Source organism: Kitasatospora sp. NPDC059646, assembly GCF_042734615.1.
Classification (GTDB): domain Bacteria; phylum Actinomycetota; class Actinomycetes; order Streptomycetales; family Streptomycetaceae; genus Kitasatospora.
Genome location: NZ_JBHWDS010000045.1, coordinates 37,267 through 55,252 on the forward strand (window position 1 = coordinate 37,267; position 17,986 = coordinate 55,252).

Annotated in this window: 13 protein-coding genes; 4 read left to right on the top strand and 9 right to left on the bottom strand. The window is 73.6% G+C overall.

The features are described 5' to 3' along the window. Nucleotides 1–59 precede the first annotated feature (59 nt). Together ACFV1L_RS26980 and ACFV1L_RS26985 are read left to right on the top strand one after the other, a co-directional pair. On the top strand, nt 60–1,847 hold the full coding sequence (locus ACFV1L_RS26980) for a dolichyl-phosphate-mannose--protein mannosyltransferase (RefSeq protein ID WP_380370424.1): 1,788 nt from the start codon (nt 60–62) through the stop codon (nt 1,845–1,847). A 132-nt stretch (nt 1,848–1,979) separates the two neighbouring features. Then, a complete protein-coding gene (locus ACFV1L_RS26985; protein WP_380370358.1) occupies nt 1,980–3,674 on the top strand; it encodes a penicillin-binding transpeptidase domain-containing protein in 1,695 nt (564 codons plus the stop codon). 39 nt (nt 3,675–3,713) lie between these two features. On the opposite strand, the gene ACFV1L_RS26990 is transcribed toward ACFV1L_RS26985, so the two are convergent. The 8 genes from ACFV1L_RS26990 to ACFV1L_RS27025 form a co-directional block, all read right to left on the bottom strand. Beyond that, nucleotides 3,714–5,228 (bottom strand): N,N-dimethylformamidase beta subunit family domain-containing protein, encoded by a 1,515-nt coding sequence (locus ACFV1L_RS26990; protein WP_380370361.1) that lies wholly within the window; start codon nt 5,226–5,228, stop codon nt 3,714–3,716. Beyond that, nucleotides 5,225–6,562: a glycosyltransferase 87 family protein gene (locus tag ACFV1L_RS26995; RefSeq protein ID WP_380370364.1), complete on the bottom strand. Its 1,338-nt coding sequence runs from the start codon at nt 6,560–6,562 to the stop codon at nt 5,225–5,227. The genes ACFV1L_RS26990 and ACFV1L_RS26995 overlap by 4 nt, the downstream gene beginning before the upstream one ends. A gap of 98 nt (nt 6,563–6,660) precedes the next feature. Continuing rightward, on the bottom strand, nt 6,661–8,091 hold the full coding sequence (locus ACFV1L_RS27000; RefSeq protein WP_380370367.1) for an amino acid permease: 1,431 nt from the start codon (nt 8,089–8,091) through the stop codon (nt 6,661–6,663). Nucleotides 8,092–8,179: 88 nt separating this feature from the next. After that, nucleotides 8,180–9,601 carry a penicillin-binding transpeptidase domain-containing protein gene (locus ACFV1L_RS27005; protein WP_380370426.1) on the bottom strand — a complete coding sequence of 474 codons (1,422 nt, stop codon included), beginning with the start codon at nt 9,599–9,601 and terminating at the stop codon, nt 8,180–8,182. Nucleotides 9,602–9,687: 86 nt separating this feature from the next. Continuing rightward, a complete protein-coding gene (locus ACFV1L_RS27010; protein ID WP_380370369.1) occupies nt 9,688–11,034 on the bottom strand; it encodes an FtsW/RodA/SpoVE family cell cycle protein in 1,347 nt (448 codons plus the stop codon). Between the two features lie 88 nt (nt 11,035–11,122). Next, a complete protein-coding gene (locus ACFV1L_RS27015; RefSeq protein ID WP_380370372.1) occupies nt 11,123–11,626 on the bottom strand; it encodes a DUF1269 domain-containing protein in 504 nt (167 codons plus the stop codon). A gap of 103 nt (nt 11,627–11,729) precedes the next feature. Continuing rightward, entirely contained in the window at nt 11,730–12,380 is a 651-nt protein-coding gene (locus ACFV1L_RS27020) for an ABC transporter (RefSeq protein ID WP_380370374.1), read from the bottom strand. After that, entirely contained in the window at nt 12,377–13,210 is an 834-nt protein-coding gene (locus tag ACFV1L_RS27025; RefSeq protein ID WP_380370377.1) for an ATP-binding cassette domain-containing protein, read from the bottom strand. The genes ACFV1L_RS27020 and ACFV1L_RS27025 overlap by 4 nt, the downstream gene beginning before the upstream one ends. A gap of 95 nt (nt 13,211–13,305) precedes the next feature. Here ACFV1L_RS27025 and ACFV1L_RS27030 point away from each other — a divergent pair, with 95 nt between their 5' ends. Both ACFV1L_RS27030 and ACFV1L_RS27035 read left to right on the top strand, forming a co-directional pair. Beyond that, on the top strand, nt 13,306–14,625 hold the full coding sequence (locus ACFV1L_RS27030; protein ID WP_380370379.1) for a VWA domain-containing protein: 1,320 nt from the start codon (nt 13,306–13,308) through the stop codon (nt 14,623–14,625). A gap of 2 nt (nt 14,626–14,627) precedes the next feature. Beyond that, nucleotides 14,628–15,491 carry a peptidase gene (locus ACFV1L_RS27035; protein WP_380370382.1) on the top strand — a complete coding sequence of 288 codons (864 nt, stop codon included), beginning with the start codon at nt 14,628–14,630 and terminating at the stop codon, nt 15,489–15,491. Nucleotides 15,492–15,654: 163 nt separating this feature from the next. On the opposite strand, the gene ACFV1L_RS27040 is transcribed toward ACFV1L_RS27035, so the two are convergent. After that, nucleotides 15,655–17,847 carry a germacradienol/geosmin synthase gene (locus tag ACFV1L_RS27040; RefSeq protein WP_380370385.1) on the bottom strand — a complete coding sequence of 731 codons (2,193 nt, stop codon included), beginning with the start codon at nt 17,845–17,847 and terminating at the stop codon, nt 15,655–15,657. Nucleotides 17,848–17,986: the final 139 nt, after the last annotated feature.

The window sequence follows — 17,986 nt, forward strand, 5'->3', positions numbered from 1 at the left end:
TTGTGACTTCCGCCATTGCCCCTACGATGTGGCCCGTGAACGGCGACATCGACAGTGGTATGGACCACCCCGGGCGGGGCGGCGTGACCGTGCTGGAATCGGCCGACCCGGCCGCCGTTCCGGGGCCGCGGGCGGAGCCCGAACCGGCCTCCCGGTGGGCCCGGGCGCTGTCCGGCGCGGGCTACCTCGCGCCGCGGCGCACGCCGCCGGCCGAGCAGCTGGTGCCGCCGATGCCGGACGGGCCCGGCGTCACCCCGGAGCTCGTCCCGCCGTCGCCGCTGCTGGCGCGGCTCGGCCTCCGGCTGCCGGACGCGCTCTGGTCGTGGCTGTGCCGCTGGTCGGGCTGGCTCGGCCCGGTCGCGGTCGCGGCGTTCGCCGGCGTGCTGCGCTTCGTCAACCTGGGCGGGCCGCACGCGCTGATCTTCGACGAGACGTACTACGCGAAGGACGCGTACGCGCTCTGGCGGGTCGGCTACGAGACCAACTGGTCGGACGACGCCAACAACCTGATCACCGGGGCGGATCCGAGCGTCCCGTTCCGCACCGACCCGGCGTACATCGTGCATCCGCCGGTCGGCAAGTGGATCATCGGGCTGGGCGAGCAGCTCTACGGCATGAACCCGTTCGGCTGGCGGTTCATGATGGCGGTGCTCGGCACCCTGTCGGTGCTGATGCTGGCCCGGATCGGGCGGCGGCTGTTCCGCTCCACCCTGCTGGGCTGCGTGGCGGGGCTGCTGCTGTCGGTCGACGGCCTGCACTTCGTGCTCAGCCGGACCGCGATCCTCGACCTGATCGTCATGTTCTGGTTCCTGGCCGCGTTCGGCCTGCTGCTGATCGACCGGGACCGCACCCGGGCGCTGATCGCGGAGCGGCTGGACGCCGGGCTGGGCGCCGGCTGGTGGCAGCTCGGCTGGCGGCCGTACCGGCTGGCGGCGGGCGTCAGCCTCGGCCTGATGATGGGCACCAAGTGGAGCGGCGCCCCGGCGATCGCCGCGTTCGTGCTGCTCACCGCGTTCTGGGACTCCTCGGCGCGCCGGCTGGCCGGCCGCATGCGGACCGCCGACGGGCGGCCGCTCGGCGAGGGCGCGCGGGCGCTGCGGTACTGCTGGGACTTCGTCTGGTCGGGGATCGGCATCGGCCTGACCGCGCTGGCCACCTACCTGGTCACCTGGACCGGCTGGCTGCTGTCCTCGACCGAGCCCGGCAAGGGCGGCTACTTCCGCGACTGGGCGGCGCAGCACCCGGGCGGCTTCGGGCCGGACTGGCTGCGCAGCCTGTGGCACTACCACTACACGATGTGGGACTTCCACACCCACCTGCACAGCCCGCACACCTACCAGTCCAACCCGTGGAGCTGGCTGGTCCTGGGCCGCCCGGTGTCGTTCTTCTACGAGTCGCCGAAGAACGGCCAGGCCGGCTGCACCACCTCGGACTGCGCCCGCGAGGTGCTGGCGATCGGCACCCCGCTGCTGTGGTGGGCGGGCATCGCGGCGCTGCTGTACTGCCTGTACCGCTGGCTGCTGCGCCGCGACTGGCGGGCCGGGGCGCTGCTGAGCGGCGTGGTGGCCGGCTACCTGCCCTGGTTCCTGTACCAGGAGCGGACGATCTTCCTGTTCTACGCGGTGTGCTTCGTGCCGTTCATGGTGCTGGCGGTGACGATGATGATCGGCGCGATGCTGGGGCCGTCCGACGCCTCGGCGGACCGGCGGCTGGCCGGGGCCACGGCGGCGGGCCTGCTGGTCACGGCGATCATGTGGAACTTCCTGTACTTCTATCCGATCCTCACCGGCCAGACGATCCCGATGTCGGACTGGAACGGCCGGATGTGGCTCAGCACCTGGATCTGATCCGCCCCCGGGGGAGCGTGTACCGGATCTGTCACAAACCGGCGGCGTGTCGTGAGTGCACGGATGGTGTCTGCCTATGGTGTCGTGGCCGCTGATTCCTGAGCGGTCACGACACCCACGGGGGGACTTCAGGTGAACAAGGGCGCGAAGATCGGCATCGCCTCGGTCGCCGCGGTGCTTCTGCTGGCCGGCGGCTATGGGGCCTACGCCCTGGTCTCCGGCGACGGCGGCGGCAAGGAGGCGGCCAAGCCCCGCACCGTGGTCGCCGAGCCCCCCGGCCCGGAGCTCGCCGCGTCCGGCGCCAAGGCCTTCCTGGACGCCTGGGCCAAGGGCGACCTGTTCACCGCCGCCAAGCTGACCGACGACCCGGACAAGGCGCAGGCCGCGCTGCAGGCGTTCCAGAACAACGTGAAGCCCACCGCCGTCCACCTCACCGCCGGCGGTCCGACCACCGCGCCCAGCCCGGCCGCGTCCAAGTCCGCGGCCGCCGGCGCGTCGGCCTCGGCGTCCGCGTCGTCGACGGCGGCCCCGGCGCCCACCGGGGTGCTGGAAGGCTTCAAGGCGTCGCTGGAGTTCGCCGAGACCGGCACCCCGTGGAACTACGACGGCGTGCTCGGGGTGGTGAAGATGAGCGACGGCACCGCCGCCGTGCACTGGGCGCCCACCGTGATCCACCCGAAGCTGGACGCGAACGAGACCATCGGCATCAAGCCGGTGTTCGCCGCGCCGGCCGCCGTCACCGACCGCAAGGGCAAGCCGCTGGCCGGGTACGCCTCGCTGACCGGCCTGCTCAACCAGCTGAAGGCCGCCGCCCCGCAGGGCGGCAGCCCGGAGGACGCGGGCAGCGCCGTGGTGATCTCCCCGGCGTCCGGCAACGGGGCCGCCGAGAAGCTGTTCACGCTGAAGGAGCCCAAGCCGGTCCCGAACCTGAAGCTCACCCTGGACGCGGACCTGCAGGCGGCCGCCGAGGCCGCGGTCTCCGCCCAGGGCAAGCCGGGCTCGCTGGTGGCGATCGAGCCCAGCACCGGCGGCATCCTGGCCTACGCCTTCTCCCCCACCACCGGACAGAACCGGGCGTTCTCCGGGGCGACCGCGCCCGGCTCCACCATGAAGGTGCTGACCGCCGCCGCGCTGCTGGAGGCCGGGGTCACGCCGAGCAGCCCGATGCCGTGCCCGGAGACCACGATGGTCACCGGCAAGTCCATCGGCAACGACTTCAAGGGCGCGCACCCCGACTACACGCTCACCGACGCGTTCATCAACTCCTGCAACACCTCCTTCATCGAGAAGGGCAAGGACACCCTCAAGGCGAACAGCCTGCCCTCGCTCGCCAAGGACGTGTTCGGGCTCGGCCTGGTCTGGAAGACCGGCCTGTCGAACTTCGACACCGACATCCCGGTCGAGAGCAACATGGCGGGCGCGGCCAGCGAGTTCATCGGCCAGGGCAAGGTGCGCGCCAACCCGCTGGGCATGGCGTCGGTCGCCGCGACCGTGCAGTCCGGAGTGTTCCGGCAGCCGATCCTGGTGCCCGGCATGGAGCAGGTGAAGGCGGCCCGCACGCTCTCCCCGCAGGTGCTGTCCAGCCTGCAGTCGCTGATGGTGCAGACCGTGAAGTCCGGCACCGCCGCGTCGGTGTCGCCGGCCCTGCCCGCCGGATCCGGTGCGAAGACCGGCACCGCCGAGGTCGACAACACCACCGACGCGAACTCCTGGTTCACCGCCTACTCGGGCGACCTGGCGGTCGCCGCCGAGTTCCAGGGCGCCGGTCACGGCGCGGCGGCGGCCGGCCCGGCCGCGTCCAAGGTGCTGCGGGTCGGCAACCACTGACGCCCGGCCGGAACGGCGGGCCCGCCCCGCCGTTCCGGCCTACTGGGCGAAGCGGCGCAGCAGGTTCTCCGTCACCTGGCGGGTGAACGCGCCGGCCCGCCCGTCGATGCCGTGGATCGCGCTGCCGCCGGCCGGCCCGGTCGCCTCCAGCGACTCCACCCACCGCATGGTGCCGGTGGCGAACACCAGGGCGCCGCTGCCCGCCGTGTACAGGGCGGTGTCGGCGAACGAGTGCCGGCCGTCGCAGACCACCGGGGAGTGCGACAGCACCTCGATGCCCTGCGGGGTCGGGTAGGCCGGGTCGACCCGGTCGTACTCGACGCCCACCAGGTGCGGGAAGCTGTCGCCGGCCTTCGCGCCGGTGCCCGCGAACAGCCAGTGGCCGGGCTCGGTGACCACGTACGGGGCGTCCACCGGGTAGCCGTCGTAGACCACGCCGAGCAGCGAGGACTCCGGGTCGGCGCCGGGCGGGGAGCGGAAGTCGGTGGTCGCCGGGTGGCCCGCCCGGTAGCCCGGGTCGTCCTTCCAGGAGCCCTTCCAGCAGACCACGGTGCGGTCGGGGCCGGTCGGTGACGGCTCGTAACGCACCCGCCGGAAGCAGCAGTTGGCGCCGAGGATCGCCAGGTGGGAGCCGGCGTCGCGGGCCGCGGTGACGTGCGCGCGCTGCTCGGGCGACCAGTACTCGTCGTGGCCGAGCGACAGCACCGCCTTCGCGCCGCGCAGCGCCTCCGGGTCGGCGGCGACGTCGATGCAGGTGGTGTACGACAGCGGGACGCCGAGCTTCTCGGCGAGCGCGATCAGCGGCGCCTCGTAGACCAGGAACAGGCCCGCCCCGTCGTCGTACTGGTACGGCCGGTCGAAGCTGACCTGCAGCGAGCGGGTCGGCAGGCCGCCGGTCGGGCCGTTGTACAGGTTGTAGCCGCCCCACTCGTTGTAGGCCTGCCAGGTGGCGACCGCGTTGACGACCACGACGGTGCCGGCGGTGCTGCGCGAACGCACCGTCAGCGGCACGTACCGCTGCCCCGCGCCGCCCTCCGCGTCCAGCCGCAGCAGGTAGCAGCCCGCCGGCCAGCCGGTGGTGTCGACGGCGGTGGTGCGCGGCCAGGCGGTGATCACGGTGCGGGTGGGCTGTTCGACGGTGAACGGCTGCTGCCTGCTGCCGGGCAGCCGTCCCGACCGCCACACCTGCCGGGCGCGCGCCCCGCCGTACCAGCCCATCCGGTAGGCGGTGACGGTGAAGCCGGGCGCGGTGGTGGAGACGTGCAGGCCGACCTGCTCGCCGGGCAGCACGCTGACCCGGTCCGCCCAGCCCTCGATCGCCGCCGCCGGGCCCGCGTGGGTGATCGCCCAGTCGGCGTTGCCGGGCTTGGCGTTCTCGGCTGCGGTCGCGGACGGCGCGGGGCCGGGTGCGGCGCCGCCGGTCGCGGGGGCGCCGGAGCCGGTGGCGGCGGCCGGGCCGGTGGCCGTGCGGCCCGGGCCGCAGGCGGTCAGCGAGGCGGCCGCGCCGGCGGCCAGGCCGAGGAACCGGCGTCGTCCGGTGGCGCCCAAGGTCACTCCCGTGTTCGAACTCTGTCCCCGGACACGATAGGCACTGCGACGGCTTGACGGTGCGTCGGCCTCGGCGGCGGCTCGGGAACCGGCCGCCCGGCCGCGGCCGCCAGGCGCGGCCACAGCACCAGCACCGCGGGCAGCGCCAGATAGCCGAACCGGCCCGCCGGGGCCAGCGCGAACGCCACCGTCAGGCCCGCCGCCAGCAGGTCGCAGGCGGCGACGGCGGTGGCCGGCGGATGGGCCGGCAGCCACAGCGCGACGGCCAGCGCACCCGCGCACAGCAGGGTCAGCGACACGGTGTGGCCCGACGGACCGAGCCCCGCCAGCACCTTGCCCGGCAGCGGACTGCCGGCCGGCGTGTGCAGCGCCGTCAGGCCCAGCGGGAAGCGCACCACCTGCTCGTACAGCTCGCGCGGGTGCAGCACCACGAACGGGCCGATCACCGCGCCGCCGACCGCCAGCGCCGGACCGGCGGCCCGCAGCGCCCGCGCCGGGCCGTGCCGGCGGTGCAACAGGAACAGCGCGACCGGCAGCGCCGGCCAGGCCGTCCACTTCAACGCGCAGGCCACCGCCAGCACCAGGCCGGTGCGCAGCGGGTGCCCGCGCTCGGCGAGCGCCATCGCCAGGCAGCACACCCCGATCAGCGGCAGGTCCACTCCGCCGACCGCCAGCGCCTGCGCGATCAGCGGCGACCCGGTCAGCACCGCCAGCGGCAGCGCCGGCGCCCACCGCGGGCCGGGCCGCAGCAGCCGCCAGCCCGCCACCAGGCAGGCCAGGAACGCGGCCGCGAACCACGGCCGGGCGTCGCCCAGCAGCCGGGCCGCCGGCCAGGCCTCGCCGAGCACCACCCGGGGCAGGCCGAACAGCGACATCGCGGGCAGGTACGGGTTGTAGTCGACGACGTGCGCCGGGTGCGGCAGGTACGGGCTGCCGGTGTGCAGCAGCAGCGCCGCCGAGCGCTCCACCACCGTCACCTCGGACTGGTGACGGCCCGTCAGCGCCAGCACCCCGAGCGGCAGCAGCACCGCGCCCAGCACCGCCGCCGAGGTGGCCGCCCGCGCCGCGAGGCCGCGCGGCAGGGCCACGGTCAGCACCGCCGCCAGCAGGTAGGCGGGCGCCGCGAACCGGCCCCAGGCGACCTGGTTGGCCAGGTCCGACACCAGCGGGAACGCCTCCGCCCACCCCGCCGCCACCAGCCACCCGCCGGCCTGCACCGCGGGATGCCGCATCAGCCGCCCGGCCCGCCCCCCGCGCCGGCCGCGCTGCGCCGGTACCCGCCCGCCGCCCCGGGCCGCCCCGGGCAACGCACGTCCGGCCGGGGGTCGGGTGCTCGCCATGGCTCGAAGGCTAGGCCGGACGCACACGCTCTGTCGCTGCCCCCGGGCCGGTTTTCCCGCTTCCGCCCGAATTTCGGCACCGGGAGGCCTACGGAGTGTCAGCTCCGGTCGGCGGGTTCGGCGGGGCGGGCGGCGGACAGCCGGGAGTGCTTGATGCTGTAGGTGAAGTAGAGGACGGCGGCGAGGGCCAGGGCGACGGCGAAGGCGATGAAGGTGTCCAGCTGGAGCCGGGTGATCAGGTAGACGCAGAAGCCGGCGCTGAGCACGGGGGTGACGGGGTAGAGCGGCACCTTGAAGCCGCGCGGCAGGTCGGGGCGGGTGCGGCGGAGGACGATGATGCCCACGGAGACGGCGGCGAACGCCACCAGGGTGCCCATCGAGGTCATGTCGGCGAGCAGTTTGAGGGGGAAGACGGCGGCGAGCAGGGCGACGGCGGCGCCGACCACGACGGTGTTCCAGACGGGGGTGCCGGTGCGCGGGGAGACCCGGGTGAAGGGGCGCGGCAGCAGGCCGTCGCGGCCCATCGCGAAGAGGATCCGGGTCTGGCCGTAGATGACCACCAGGGTGATCGAGAAGATCGAGATGATCGCGCCGGCGGCGAACACCAGGGCGGGCCAGGACTGGCCGGTGACGTTCTGGAGGATCTGCGCGAGGCCGGCCTCCTGGCCGTCGAACTGCTGCCAGGGCTGGGCGCCGATCGCGGTGACGGCGACGGCGATGTACAGCAGGGTGACGACGCCGAGCGAGATCAGGATGGCCAGCGGCAGGGTGCGGCGCGGCTCGCGGACCTCCTCGCCGGCGGTCGAGACGGCGTCCAGGCCGATGAACGAGAAGAAGATGGTGGACGCGGCCGTCTGCACGCCGTCCCAGCCGTGCGGGGCGAACGGGGTGAAGTTGCCGGCCTGGAAGCCGGTCAGGCCGACGGCGACGAAGAGCACCAGGATGGCCAGCTTGATGGTCACCATCACGGCGTTGACCTTGGCGGATTCGCCGACCCCGCGGATCAGCAGCACGGTGACCAGGGCGACCAGCACCACGGCCGGCAGGTTGAAGATGCCGTCCTCGCCGGGCGGGGCGGTGAGCGCGGCGGGCAGGTGCAGGCCGAACGCCAGGTCGGCGAACTGGTTGAGGTACTGGCCCCAGGTGACGGCGATCGCCGACGCGGAGACGCCGTACTCCATCAGCAGGCAGACGCCGACGCCGAACGCGACGACTTCGCCCATGGTGGCGTACGCGTACGAGTACGAGGAGCCGGCCACCGGGATCGCGGAGGCGAGTTCGGCGTAGCAGAGCGCGGTGAGGCCGGCCGTGACGGCGGCGATCACGAAGGACAGCACCACGGCCGGCCCGGCCTTCGGGACGGAGGTGGTGAGCACGAAGAAGATGCCGGTGCCGACGGTGGCGCCGATGCCGATCGCGGAGAGCTGCCACAGGCCGATGGAGCGGCGCAGGTGTCCGGCTCCGGTTCCGCCCGCTTCGGCGATCAGGGTGTCCACGGGCTTGCGCCGCAGCAGGCGGGTGGTGCTCATCGGTGTCCTTCTGGTGGGGATCAGGCAGGGACTGTATCAAATGCGACGCTATGCATAGTTATGTGGGACTTGCCGGTGTATGCCCCGGTCACCGGTCGAGCACGGCCTGCATGACGGCCCGGGCGACGGGCGCGGCCAGCCCGCCGCCGGTGACGTCGCTCGCCCGGCTGTCGGCGACGACCACGGCGACGGCGACCGGCGGGGTGGCGGTGGAGCCGGCCGGGCGGGCCCAGGCGATGAACCAGGCGTAGGGCGTGCCGGTGTTGTCCACGCCGTGCTGGGCGGTGCCGGTCTTGCCGCCGACCTCGGCGCCGGGGATCCGCGCGTTGCCGCCGGTGCCGTTCTCCACCACGTCGACCATCAGCTGGCGGACCTGCTGGGCGACGCCTGGTCCGAACGCCTGCCGGTACAGCACGGGGTGCATCAGCTGGACCTGGCTGCCGTCGGCCTTGGTGAGCCTGTCCACAAGCTGTGGATACATCACCTGGCCGTCGGCGGCGGCCCCGGCGGCGACCATCGCCATGGTCAGCGGGGTGGCGGCGGTGTCGTACTGGCCGATCGAGGAGAGCGCCAGCTGCGAGGCGTTCATGGCGGTGTCGAAGTTGGAGCGGGCCGCGCGCACCGGGGTGTCGAGCTTGGCGTCGTTGAAACCGAAGTTCTTCGCCATCGCGGTCATCCGGCCCAGGCCGGTCTGCACGCCGAGCCAGCCCATGACGCTGTTGCAGGACAGCGTCATCGCCTGGTCCAGCGACAGGCCCTCCCGGTCGCAGGCGCCGGTGTCGTTGGTGAGCTCGGTGGTGGTGCCGGGCATCACGTACGGGTAGGGCGCGCCGGTCGGGGACTCGATGTCGGTCACCACGCCGTTCGCCAGGGCCGCGGCGGCGGTGACCACCTTGAAGGTGGAGCCGGGCGGGTAGATCTGCCGCAGCGCCCGGTTGAGCATGGGCTGGTCGGGGTCGGCCTGGAGCCGCTTCCAGGCGTCCTGGTCGGCGGTGCCGGTGCCGGCGATCGCGCCGGGGTCGTAGCTGGGGGTGGAGGCCAGGGCGAGGATCCGGCCGGTGGCGGGTTCGATCGCTGCGACGGCGCCCTTCTGGCTGCCGAGGCCCTGCATGGCGGCGCGCTGGACGGCCGGGTCGATGGTGGTGACCACGTCGCCGCCGGGCTGCTGCCGGCGGGTGACGGCGTCCCACACCGCCCAGCCGGCCAGCCGGGGGTCGGTGCCGGTGAGCAGGTCGTCGTAGACGCCTTCCAGCTGGGTGTTGCCGTAGAGCTGCGAGGAGTAGCCGGTGACGGCGGCGTACAGCGGGCCGTCGGTGTAGGTGCGCTGGTACGCGAGGCGGCCGCCGGTGGCCTTGGAACCGGTGAGCGGCCGGCCCGCGATCAGGTTGCCGCGGGGCTGCGCGTAGCGCTGGATGACGGCGCGCTGGTTGGCGCTGTTGTGGTCGAGCTCCTCCTTCTGGAACACCTGGACCCGGGTGGCCTGGACGGCCAGCGCGACGACCAGCAGCATGCAGAAGGTGCCGGCCCGGCGGCCGGTGGTGGAGATGCCGGGCAGTCCCTGCGGCCCGCCGTTGGTGCCCTCGGGGCGGGTGGGCCTCACGCCGCCTCCTGCGGGTCGGGGCGCCGGGCGAGGTCGCTCATCCGCACCAGCAGCGCCACGATGATCCAGTTGGTGACCACCGAGGACCCGCCCTGGGCGATGAACGGCAGCGTCATGCCGGTCAGCGGGATCAGTGCGAGGACGCCGCCGGCCACCACGAACACCTGGATCGCGACCAGCGCGGCCAGTCCGACGGCGAGCAGCCGCCCGAACGGGTCGCGCAGCGCGATGCCGGTGCGGAAGCCCCGCGAGACCAGCACCGCGTACAGCAGGAACACCGCGAGCAGGCCGGTCAGGCCGAGCTCCTCGCCGATGGTGGCGAGGATGAAGTCGGACTTGGTGGCGAAGCCGATCAGCGCGGAGTGGCCGAGCCCGAGGCCGGTGCCGAGCTGGCCGCCCCAGGCGAACGCGAACAGCGACTGGGCGATCTGGTTGGCGCCCCGCCCCGCCTCGATGGACGCCAGCGGGTGCAGCCAGTCGGTGACCCGGCTGTGCACGTGCGGGGACAGCCAGCCCACCCCGACGGCGGCGACGGCGGCCAGCAGCAGGCCGATGACGATCCAGCCGGTGCGGGCGGTGGCCACGTACAGCATCACCACGAACAGGCCGAAGAACAGCAGCGAGGTGCCGAGGTCGGTCTCCAGCACCAGCACGCCGACGAACGCCGCCCAGATCAGCAGCACCGGTCCGAGCACCCGGCCGAGCGGCAGCCGGAACCACAGCACCCGACGGCCCGTCAGGGCGAGCGCGTCGCGGTGCGCGGCCAGGTACGCGGCGAAGAAGACCGCCAGCAGGACCTTGGCGAACTCGCCGGGCTGGAAGGACAGCGGGCCGAGCTGGATCCAGATCCGGGAGCCGTACACGGGCGGGAAGAACACCGGCAGCACCAGCAGGACGAGCGCCACGAACGCGCCGACGTACGCGTAGCGCTGGAGCCTGCGGTGGTCGCGCAGCAGGAACAGCACCGCGATGAACAGGCCCACCCCGAGGGTGGACCAGAGCAGCTGGGTGGGGGCGGCCTCGTGGTGCGGGGTGTTGCGGTCCAGCCGGTAGATGACGACCAGTCCGATGCCGTTCAGCAGGACCGCGATCGGCAGCAGCAGCGGGTCCGCCCACCGGGCCCGCCAGCGGACCGCGCCGTGCGCGACCAGCGCCAGCACGCCGAGCGCGGCGCCGTACTGGGCGGCGTCGGGCGGCGCCTTCCCGTCGATGTCGACGCCCACCTCGACGTACCCGAACACCGCCAGGCCCACCGCGGCCAGCACCAGCAGCAGTTCGGTCCACCGCCGGGGCCGCCGCGCGCCGGCCGTCCGGGCCGGGCGGGTCACCGAGTCTGTGGCCACCAGCCGTCCTCGCCAGCTCGAAAGGGCAGGGACGGCGGGGCGCCGGGCAGCGCGGCCCGGCGCCCCGCCGGTACATCCCGACGGAGCGTCAGAGCGTGGACGAGGGGTTCGCCGCCCGGGCGATCTCCCGCAGGTGCTCCTCCTCGTCGTGGCTCAGCGAGGTCTGGATCAGCTCGCCGCCGAACTGCGCGACCGCCGGGACCACCTTGTCCTGGGTGGCGGTGCGGACCAGCGCGAACACCGCCGCACTGCCGGGGGCGAGCTTCTGGCCGACCTGCCGCATGAAGTTGTCGTCCACGCCGGTGTCGGTGGAGGCGCCGACGGCCGCGCCGGTCGCGCCGCCGACCGCCGCGCCCAGCACCGGCATCAGGAACAGCAGGCCGATCACGCCGCCCCACAGCGCGCCGGAGGCCGCGCCCAGGCCGGTGTTGGAGACGGACTGGTGGAGCTTGATCCTGCCGTCCTCGCGGCGCTCGACCACCACGATGTCCTCCAGGTCGATCAGCCGCTGCTTCTGCAGGCCGATCAGCTCGTCCCGGACCTTCTGCGCGGTGGCGACGTCGGGGTAGGCGATCGCGAACAGGTTGCTCACAGCGGGCGTTCCTTCCAGCAGGCACTCGGCACGTACGTCCGCACCCTAGCCAGAATTCGCCATATTTAATCCCATCTACCGCGGTGTGTCCGCTTCCTGACGCTCACTCGCCCCGGCGGACCGCCACCGCGACCGCCGCCCGTCCGGCGCCCGCCGCCAGCGCCACCGCGCCCGGCAGCGTCCACCACGGCACCGACGGCGCACCGTGCCGGGCGCCCAGCACCAGCGCCCGCACCACCGCGTTCGCCGGCGAGCCCGGCACCAGCAGCACCAGGACGACCGCGGCCAGCCCCAGCGGCACCGCGTACTGCGCGCCCGCCACCACCGGACGGTTGCACACCGCGCCCACCGCCGCGCCCGTCAGCACGCACACCGCCGTCGCCAGCAGCCCCGCCCCGGCCGCCGCCGCGGAGCCGCCGCTGCCGACCGCCAGCACCGCGGCCAGCCCGAGCACGCCGAGCGCCAGGCCCGCCAGCGCCGCCGCCAGCAGCGCCGACAGGTGCACCCGCCGCCATCCCGCCGCCGCCACCAGGCAGGCCCGGGACTGCGCGGGCTCCGCCGTCACCGCCGAGCGCACCAGCCAGCCCGTCACCGGCACCAGCAGGCCCGCCGAGAACGCGGCCGCCGACAGCGCCTCGTCGCCGCCCGACACCCCCAGGCCCATCAGCAGCACGTACGCCAGCCCGGGCGGCAGCCAGCGCTGCGAGCGCACCAGCAGTTCCAGGTGATAGCGCGTCAGCATCCGTACCGTCACCGCGCGTCCTCCTCCCGGACCGACCTGACGTGCACCGGCGGATGCGCGGCCAGCAGTCGGCGCAGCAGCGCGTCCGAGTGCGCGGACGGCACGTCCAGCCGGGTCGCGCCGTCCGCGAGCGGCTTGCGGTCGGGTCGGCCGGGGAGCCACTCCGGCAGCGCCTCGGCCTCGACCACCACCGCCGTGCGCGGGCCGTCCGGCTCGGCCCGCGGGAGCGGGGCCTCGTGCAGCCCGCCGTCGGCGACCCGGTGCCCGCCGGTGGTGAGGCCCGCCAGCCGGGTCGGGTCGTGGTCGACGAAGACCACCAGCCCGCCGGCCGCCGCCCGTTCGGCGACCGCGCCGTCGAGCTCGGCCCGGGCGGGCTGGTCGAGGCCCGTCCAGGCCTCGTCCAGCACCAGCAACTCGGCCTCGGCCAGCAGCGCCTGGGCCACCGCGACCTTCTGGCACGTCCCCTTGGAGAGCCGGCCGATCGGGGTGTCCGCCCAGCCGGTGATGCCGAACCGCTCCAGCCAGTGGTCGGCCCGGCTCCGCGCCTCCGCGGCGGACAGGCCGCGGATCCGGCCCAGGTGGCAGAGGTACGCCCGGGCGTCGAACGGCAGCGCCGGCGGGAACCGCTCCGGCACGTACGCCCGGTTCGCGGGCGCGTCGACCGTGCCGCGCTCGGCCCGCTCGATGCCGGCCAGCAGCTTCAGCAGCGTCGACTTGCCGCTGCCGTTCGCGCCCTCGATCCGCACCAGCGACCCCGGACGGAGCGTCAGCCCGACGTCCCGCAGCACCCACGGGCCCCGGCGTCCGTAGCGCTTTCCGACGCCCGTCAGACGCACCGTCATGTGCTCTCCCCGCCTGCTGTGCCGACCAGTTCAGGGTACGTCGCGCTCACCACCCGCATTGGGTGAATCGAACTGACGGTCCCTAGGATGCGGCGGTGATCACCCTTACCAGAACACGACGGACGGCCCGCGGAGCCGCCCTGCTCGGGGCGCTGACGATAGTCGCCGGCACCGTGCTCGGCGTCATGCCCGCGTACGCCGACGAGCCCGGGGCCCCGCCCGCCGCTGCCGAAGCGCCCAAGGTCGACCTGGTCCTGGACGGGTCGGGCTCGATGCGGACCACCGACATCCAGGGCAAGAGCCGGATCGCGGTCGCCCAGCAGTCCATCAACGAGGTCATCGACGCGCTGCCCGCCGAGACCGAGTTCGGCCTGCGCACCCTCGGCGCGACCTACCCGGGCAACGACCAGAAGGAAGGCTGCAAGGACACCAAGCAGCTGTTCCCGGTCGGCAGGACCAACAAGGTCGAGGCCAAGACCGCCGTCGCCACCGTCCGGCCCACCGGATGGACCCCGATCGGCGTGGCGCTGCGCGCCGCCGCCCAGGACCTCGGCACCGGCCCCACCACCCGCCGGATCGTGCTGATCACCGACGGCGAGGACACCTGCGCCCCGCCGGACCCGTGCGACGTGGCCCGCGAACTCGCCAGCCAGGGCATCCACCTGGTGATCGACACCCTCGGCCTGGCCCACGACGACAAGACCCGCCAGCAGCTGCTGTGCATCGCCAACGCCACCGGCGGCACCTTCACCGACGTCCGCACCCAGGACCAGCTGACCCAGCGCGTCAAGCAGCTGGTCGACCGCGCCCAGGACACCCACACCGTCACCCCGGCGAAGGTGACCGGCGCGGACCAGTGCACCAGCGCCCCGATCCTCGCCCCCGGCGTGTACAGCGACCGCGAGAAGTTCTCCGAGCACCGGGTGTACCGGGTGCCGGTGAAGGCCGGCCAGGAACTGCGCGCCTCGGTCAGCGTCACCCCGGACCGCGCCGTCGCCCGTGACTACGGCGTGCTGCTCCAGGCCACCGACAGCAGCGGCCAGGAACTGGTCCGCGGCAGCGACGCCGGCTCCGGCCGCACCGACGTGGCGTCCACCGGCGTCCGCTGGTCCGCGCCCGGCGCCGACAAGGCCTCCCCGTCGCCGAGCTCCGGCGCCGCCGCGGGCGCCGACCGGACCGTCTGCCTGATCGTCAGCAACTCCTTCGCCGGCCAGGGCGGCGTCCAGGCCGACCCCGGCCTGCCGCTGGAGCTGACCGTCGACGTCGCCGCCGCCTCCCCCGCGCCCGACGGACCCGCGATGGGCCTCGGCCGCGGCTGGATCCTGCTCGGTGTGCTCACCCTGGCCGGCCTGCTCGCCGGTCTGATCTTCGGCTGGCTGGCACGCTGGCGGATCGCCGTCTGGCGGGAGAACTGACGATGCGCAAGCTCTTCACCCTCGCGGCCCCGGCCGCCGCGCTCACCGGCCTGCTCCTGCTGGCCCCGGCCGCCACGGCCGCGCCGTCGCCGTCCGCCTCGCCCACCGGCACCGCGAAGCCCGTCGTCCACTCGGTGGGCACCAGCTTCCTCACCGCGACCGCGCTGGCCGCCGGCCAGGACGCGGACGTGCCGGTCTCCACCGGCGACTACCTGTACTGGGCGTTCCCCGCCTCCGAGGGCCAGACCGCCACCGTCAAGGTCGACGTCACCCTCCCCGAGGCCGCCGACCGGCACGGCGCGCAGACCTGGACCGTCGAACTCTTCGACGGCCTGCGCCGCCGCCAGGCCTGCACCGCCGGACCGCAGAACGGCACCGCGGAACAGAGCGCCACCACCGTCGCGCTCAGCTGCACGCTCCGGCAGATCCGGTCCTGGGCCGAGCCCTGGTCCGGCGACCCGCTGCCCGGCACCTACTACATCCGGCTCTCCACCACCGACATCCCGCAGCAGGACCTCGGCCTGGCCTCCCAGGTGCGCGTCCACGTCGCCACCAAGGGCGGCCTCGACGACGCCCAGCCCGAAGGCGGCTCGCTCAAGGCCCCGCTGGTGCCGCCGGTCAACGCCGGCACGACCGCGAGCGGCCCCGCGGCGACGCCCGCGCCCAGCGCGAGCGCCGCGTACGCGACGGCCCCCGTCGAAGAAGAGACCCACTGGTACTCCGACCTCTTCTCCGGCTGGAACACCCGCTGGTGGTGGACCATCGCCGGCGGCGTCCTCGCCGCCCTCGCCGGCGTCCTCGGCTACACCCTCACCCGCCACCCCCGCGGCCACCGGCACCACCACCCGGCGGTTCCTCCGCAGTAAGGGTGCGAGGGAGGGGGCGCGGGGAACTGCGTGCCAAGCGCCGACCTGGCCGCAAGGCCGCGATCAATGGCAAGTCATTGCCTGCGTCGCGGCCTTGCGGTCGGTGCCTTCCGCTGCGCGCAGCTCCCCGCGCCCCTGTGTTCGCCCCGCCTGCCGGTGCCCGTCATGACCTGAGGTCCGCCAGGATCCTGATCGCCGAGGTGCCCAGCTCGGCCGGGAGGGCGAACTTCGGGGCGAAGTGCCGTGCCAGTACGTCCGGGGTGTAGCGGTGGCACTGCTGGTGCCAGTTGAGGACGGCGGCCATCCAGTCCTCCAGTTCCCGGAGGTAGCCGTCGAGCGCGTCGGCCGCCTCGCCCTCGATGGCGAAGTCGTGCTTGAGGAGCGGGATCTCCCCGTCGACCACGTGCTGGAACTGGCCGAGGCGGGAGGCCATCAGGTCGGCGACGATGTCCACGGCGACGGGGTAGTCGCAGGAGAAGAAGTTCTCCACCACCCGGACCAGGTTGTGGAACTCGCCCTCGTACTCGACCTCCTTCTGGTACGAGTGCAGGTCGTTGACCAGGCAGCCGTAGTCCGCGACGGAGTTCTCGATCGCCCGCATGGTGCCGCTCCGGTACACCTCGTCCGGGATCACCTCCCCGCGCCCGAGCCGGGCCAGGCTCATCGTCAGGTCGGAGCCGAAGGTGGCGCGCCGCATCTCGATGTAGTCGACCGGGTCGGGGATGCGGTTCTGGGCCTGGTTGGCGAGCTCCCACAGCCAGCTGTCGATCATGTCGCCGACGGCCTTGCGGAACTTCCCGCGGGCGGCGGTGGAGAAGGGCGCGCTGGTGCGCTGCCAGAGGTCGGCGAGGCCGGCTTCGAGGGCGTTGCGCGGTTCGAAGGGGAGGCTGCCGTCGAGCGTCATCAGGGCGTACAGGCGCTCGTTGGCGGCCTTCGCGCCGGCCAGGTCGCGGGGGCGGCCGAAGACCACGGGGTAGTAGTCGTCGGCGTAGGTGCCCCAGGTGAGCCAGGCGGAGCTCAGGTCGAGTTCCTCGCGGGTGCCGTCGGGGTCGATGCCGGCCGCGCAGAGGGCGAAGTCGTAGTCGCGGAGCTTCTGTTCGGTCCAGATGTCGGAGGCGGGGACGCCCGGCTCGGGGTCGAGCAGGCCGAACCGGCGGGCCCAGTCGACCACGTACTCGCGGGAGCCGGCGAGGTGCGGGTTGAGGGTGAGCGGGTACGGCATCGGGAAGTCGGGCATCAGCGAGGGGCCGACGGTGCGGTGCGGGGTGTGGGCGAAGCTGCGCAGGCCGCGGATGCCCGCCGCGAGGCGGATGTTGGCGGCGGAGGTGCCGAGCCCCTTGGGGCCGAGGACGGGTGCGGGTGCGCCGCCGCCGTTCATGTACCGGCTGGAGCGCATGTGCCACTCGTGGCCGCCGGACTGCCAGTCCTGCATGCCCTTGACGTAGGCGAGGACGCGGGCGATCTCCTCCGGGTTCAGCGCGTGCTCGGCGAACAGGCCGGGGAGTTCGGTGAGCGCGGTGTTCTCGAACTGCTGGAGGCGGGACGTCAGCAGGTCGTTGACCGCGTCCGCGGCCTGCTGGGTGGAGCAGCCGAGGAAGGTCTCCAGCACCAGGACGCCGTTGGAGAGTTCGCCCTCCTCGCCGATCTCGCGCTCGTACGAGAACAGGTCGTTGCGCAGGTGGACGCCGTCGGAGAAGGCGTCCCGCAGGACGCGCAGGGGGCGGGAGTGGGCGACCGCCTCCGGGACCTCGGCCTGCGCGGCGTACTCGATCAGGCCGGCCGACCAGGGGGCGCCGCCGACCTTGCGGCGCATCTCGATGTACTCGACCGGGTTGGAGACCCGGCCCTCGTTGATGTTGGAGAGCTCCCAGAGGGACTCGTTCAGCAGGTTCCGGGTGGACTCGGCGAACCGGGACCGCCAGTCCGCCGACATGTGCGGGACGGTGCGCTGCCACAGGTCGGCGAGGCCCGCCTCGACCGGGTTGGTCGGCTCGGGGCAGCCGTCGGCGAGGTCCATCGGCATGAAGGCGGGCAGCCGGTCCAGGTAGGCCTTGCCGCCCTCGCGGTCGAGGGTGCGCTTGAAGATCTCCAGGAAGTGGTCGTCGAAGAAGAAGACCCAGGTGTACCAGTCGGTGACGAGGTCGAGCGCCTCGCTGTCGCAGTCGGGGTGGGTGTAGGAGCAGAGCAGCGCGTAGTCGTGGGAGTCGAGATCGTGCTCCTCCCACACGCCCGACCCCTCCAGCATCCCGAAGCCCCGCGCCCACTCCTTGGTGTGCACCCGCGCCTTCTCGTAGTGCGGGTTGATCCGCGCCGGGTACGGCACGTAGAAGTCCGGCAGTTCGAACGGCTGAGCCACTGGGTCCCGCCCCTTGAGTTTCGACGACAGAGATCGGCGCGATGCCTAACGAGCCCTCCGACCCTCGGTCACCACTCCCCTCCCCTGCCGCCCGGACGCCACAATCCACTCGTACGAGTGAACCCTTCGCCAATCGCCT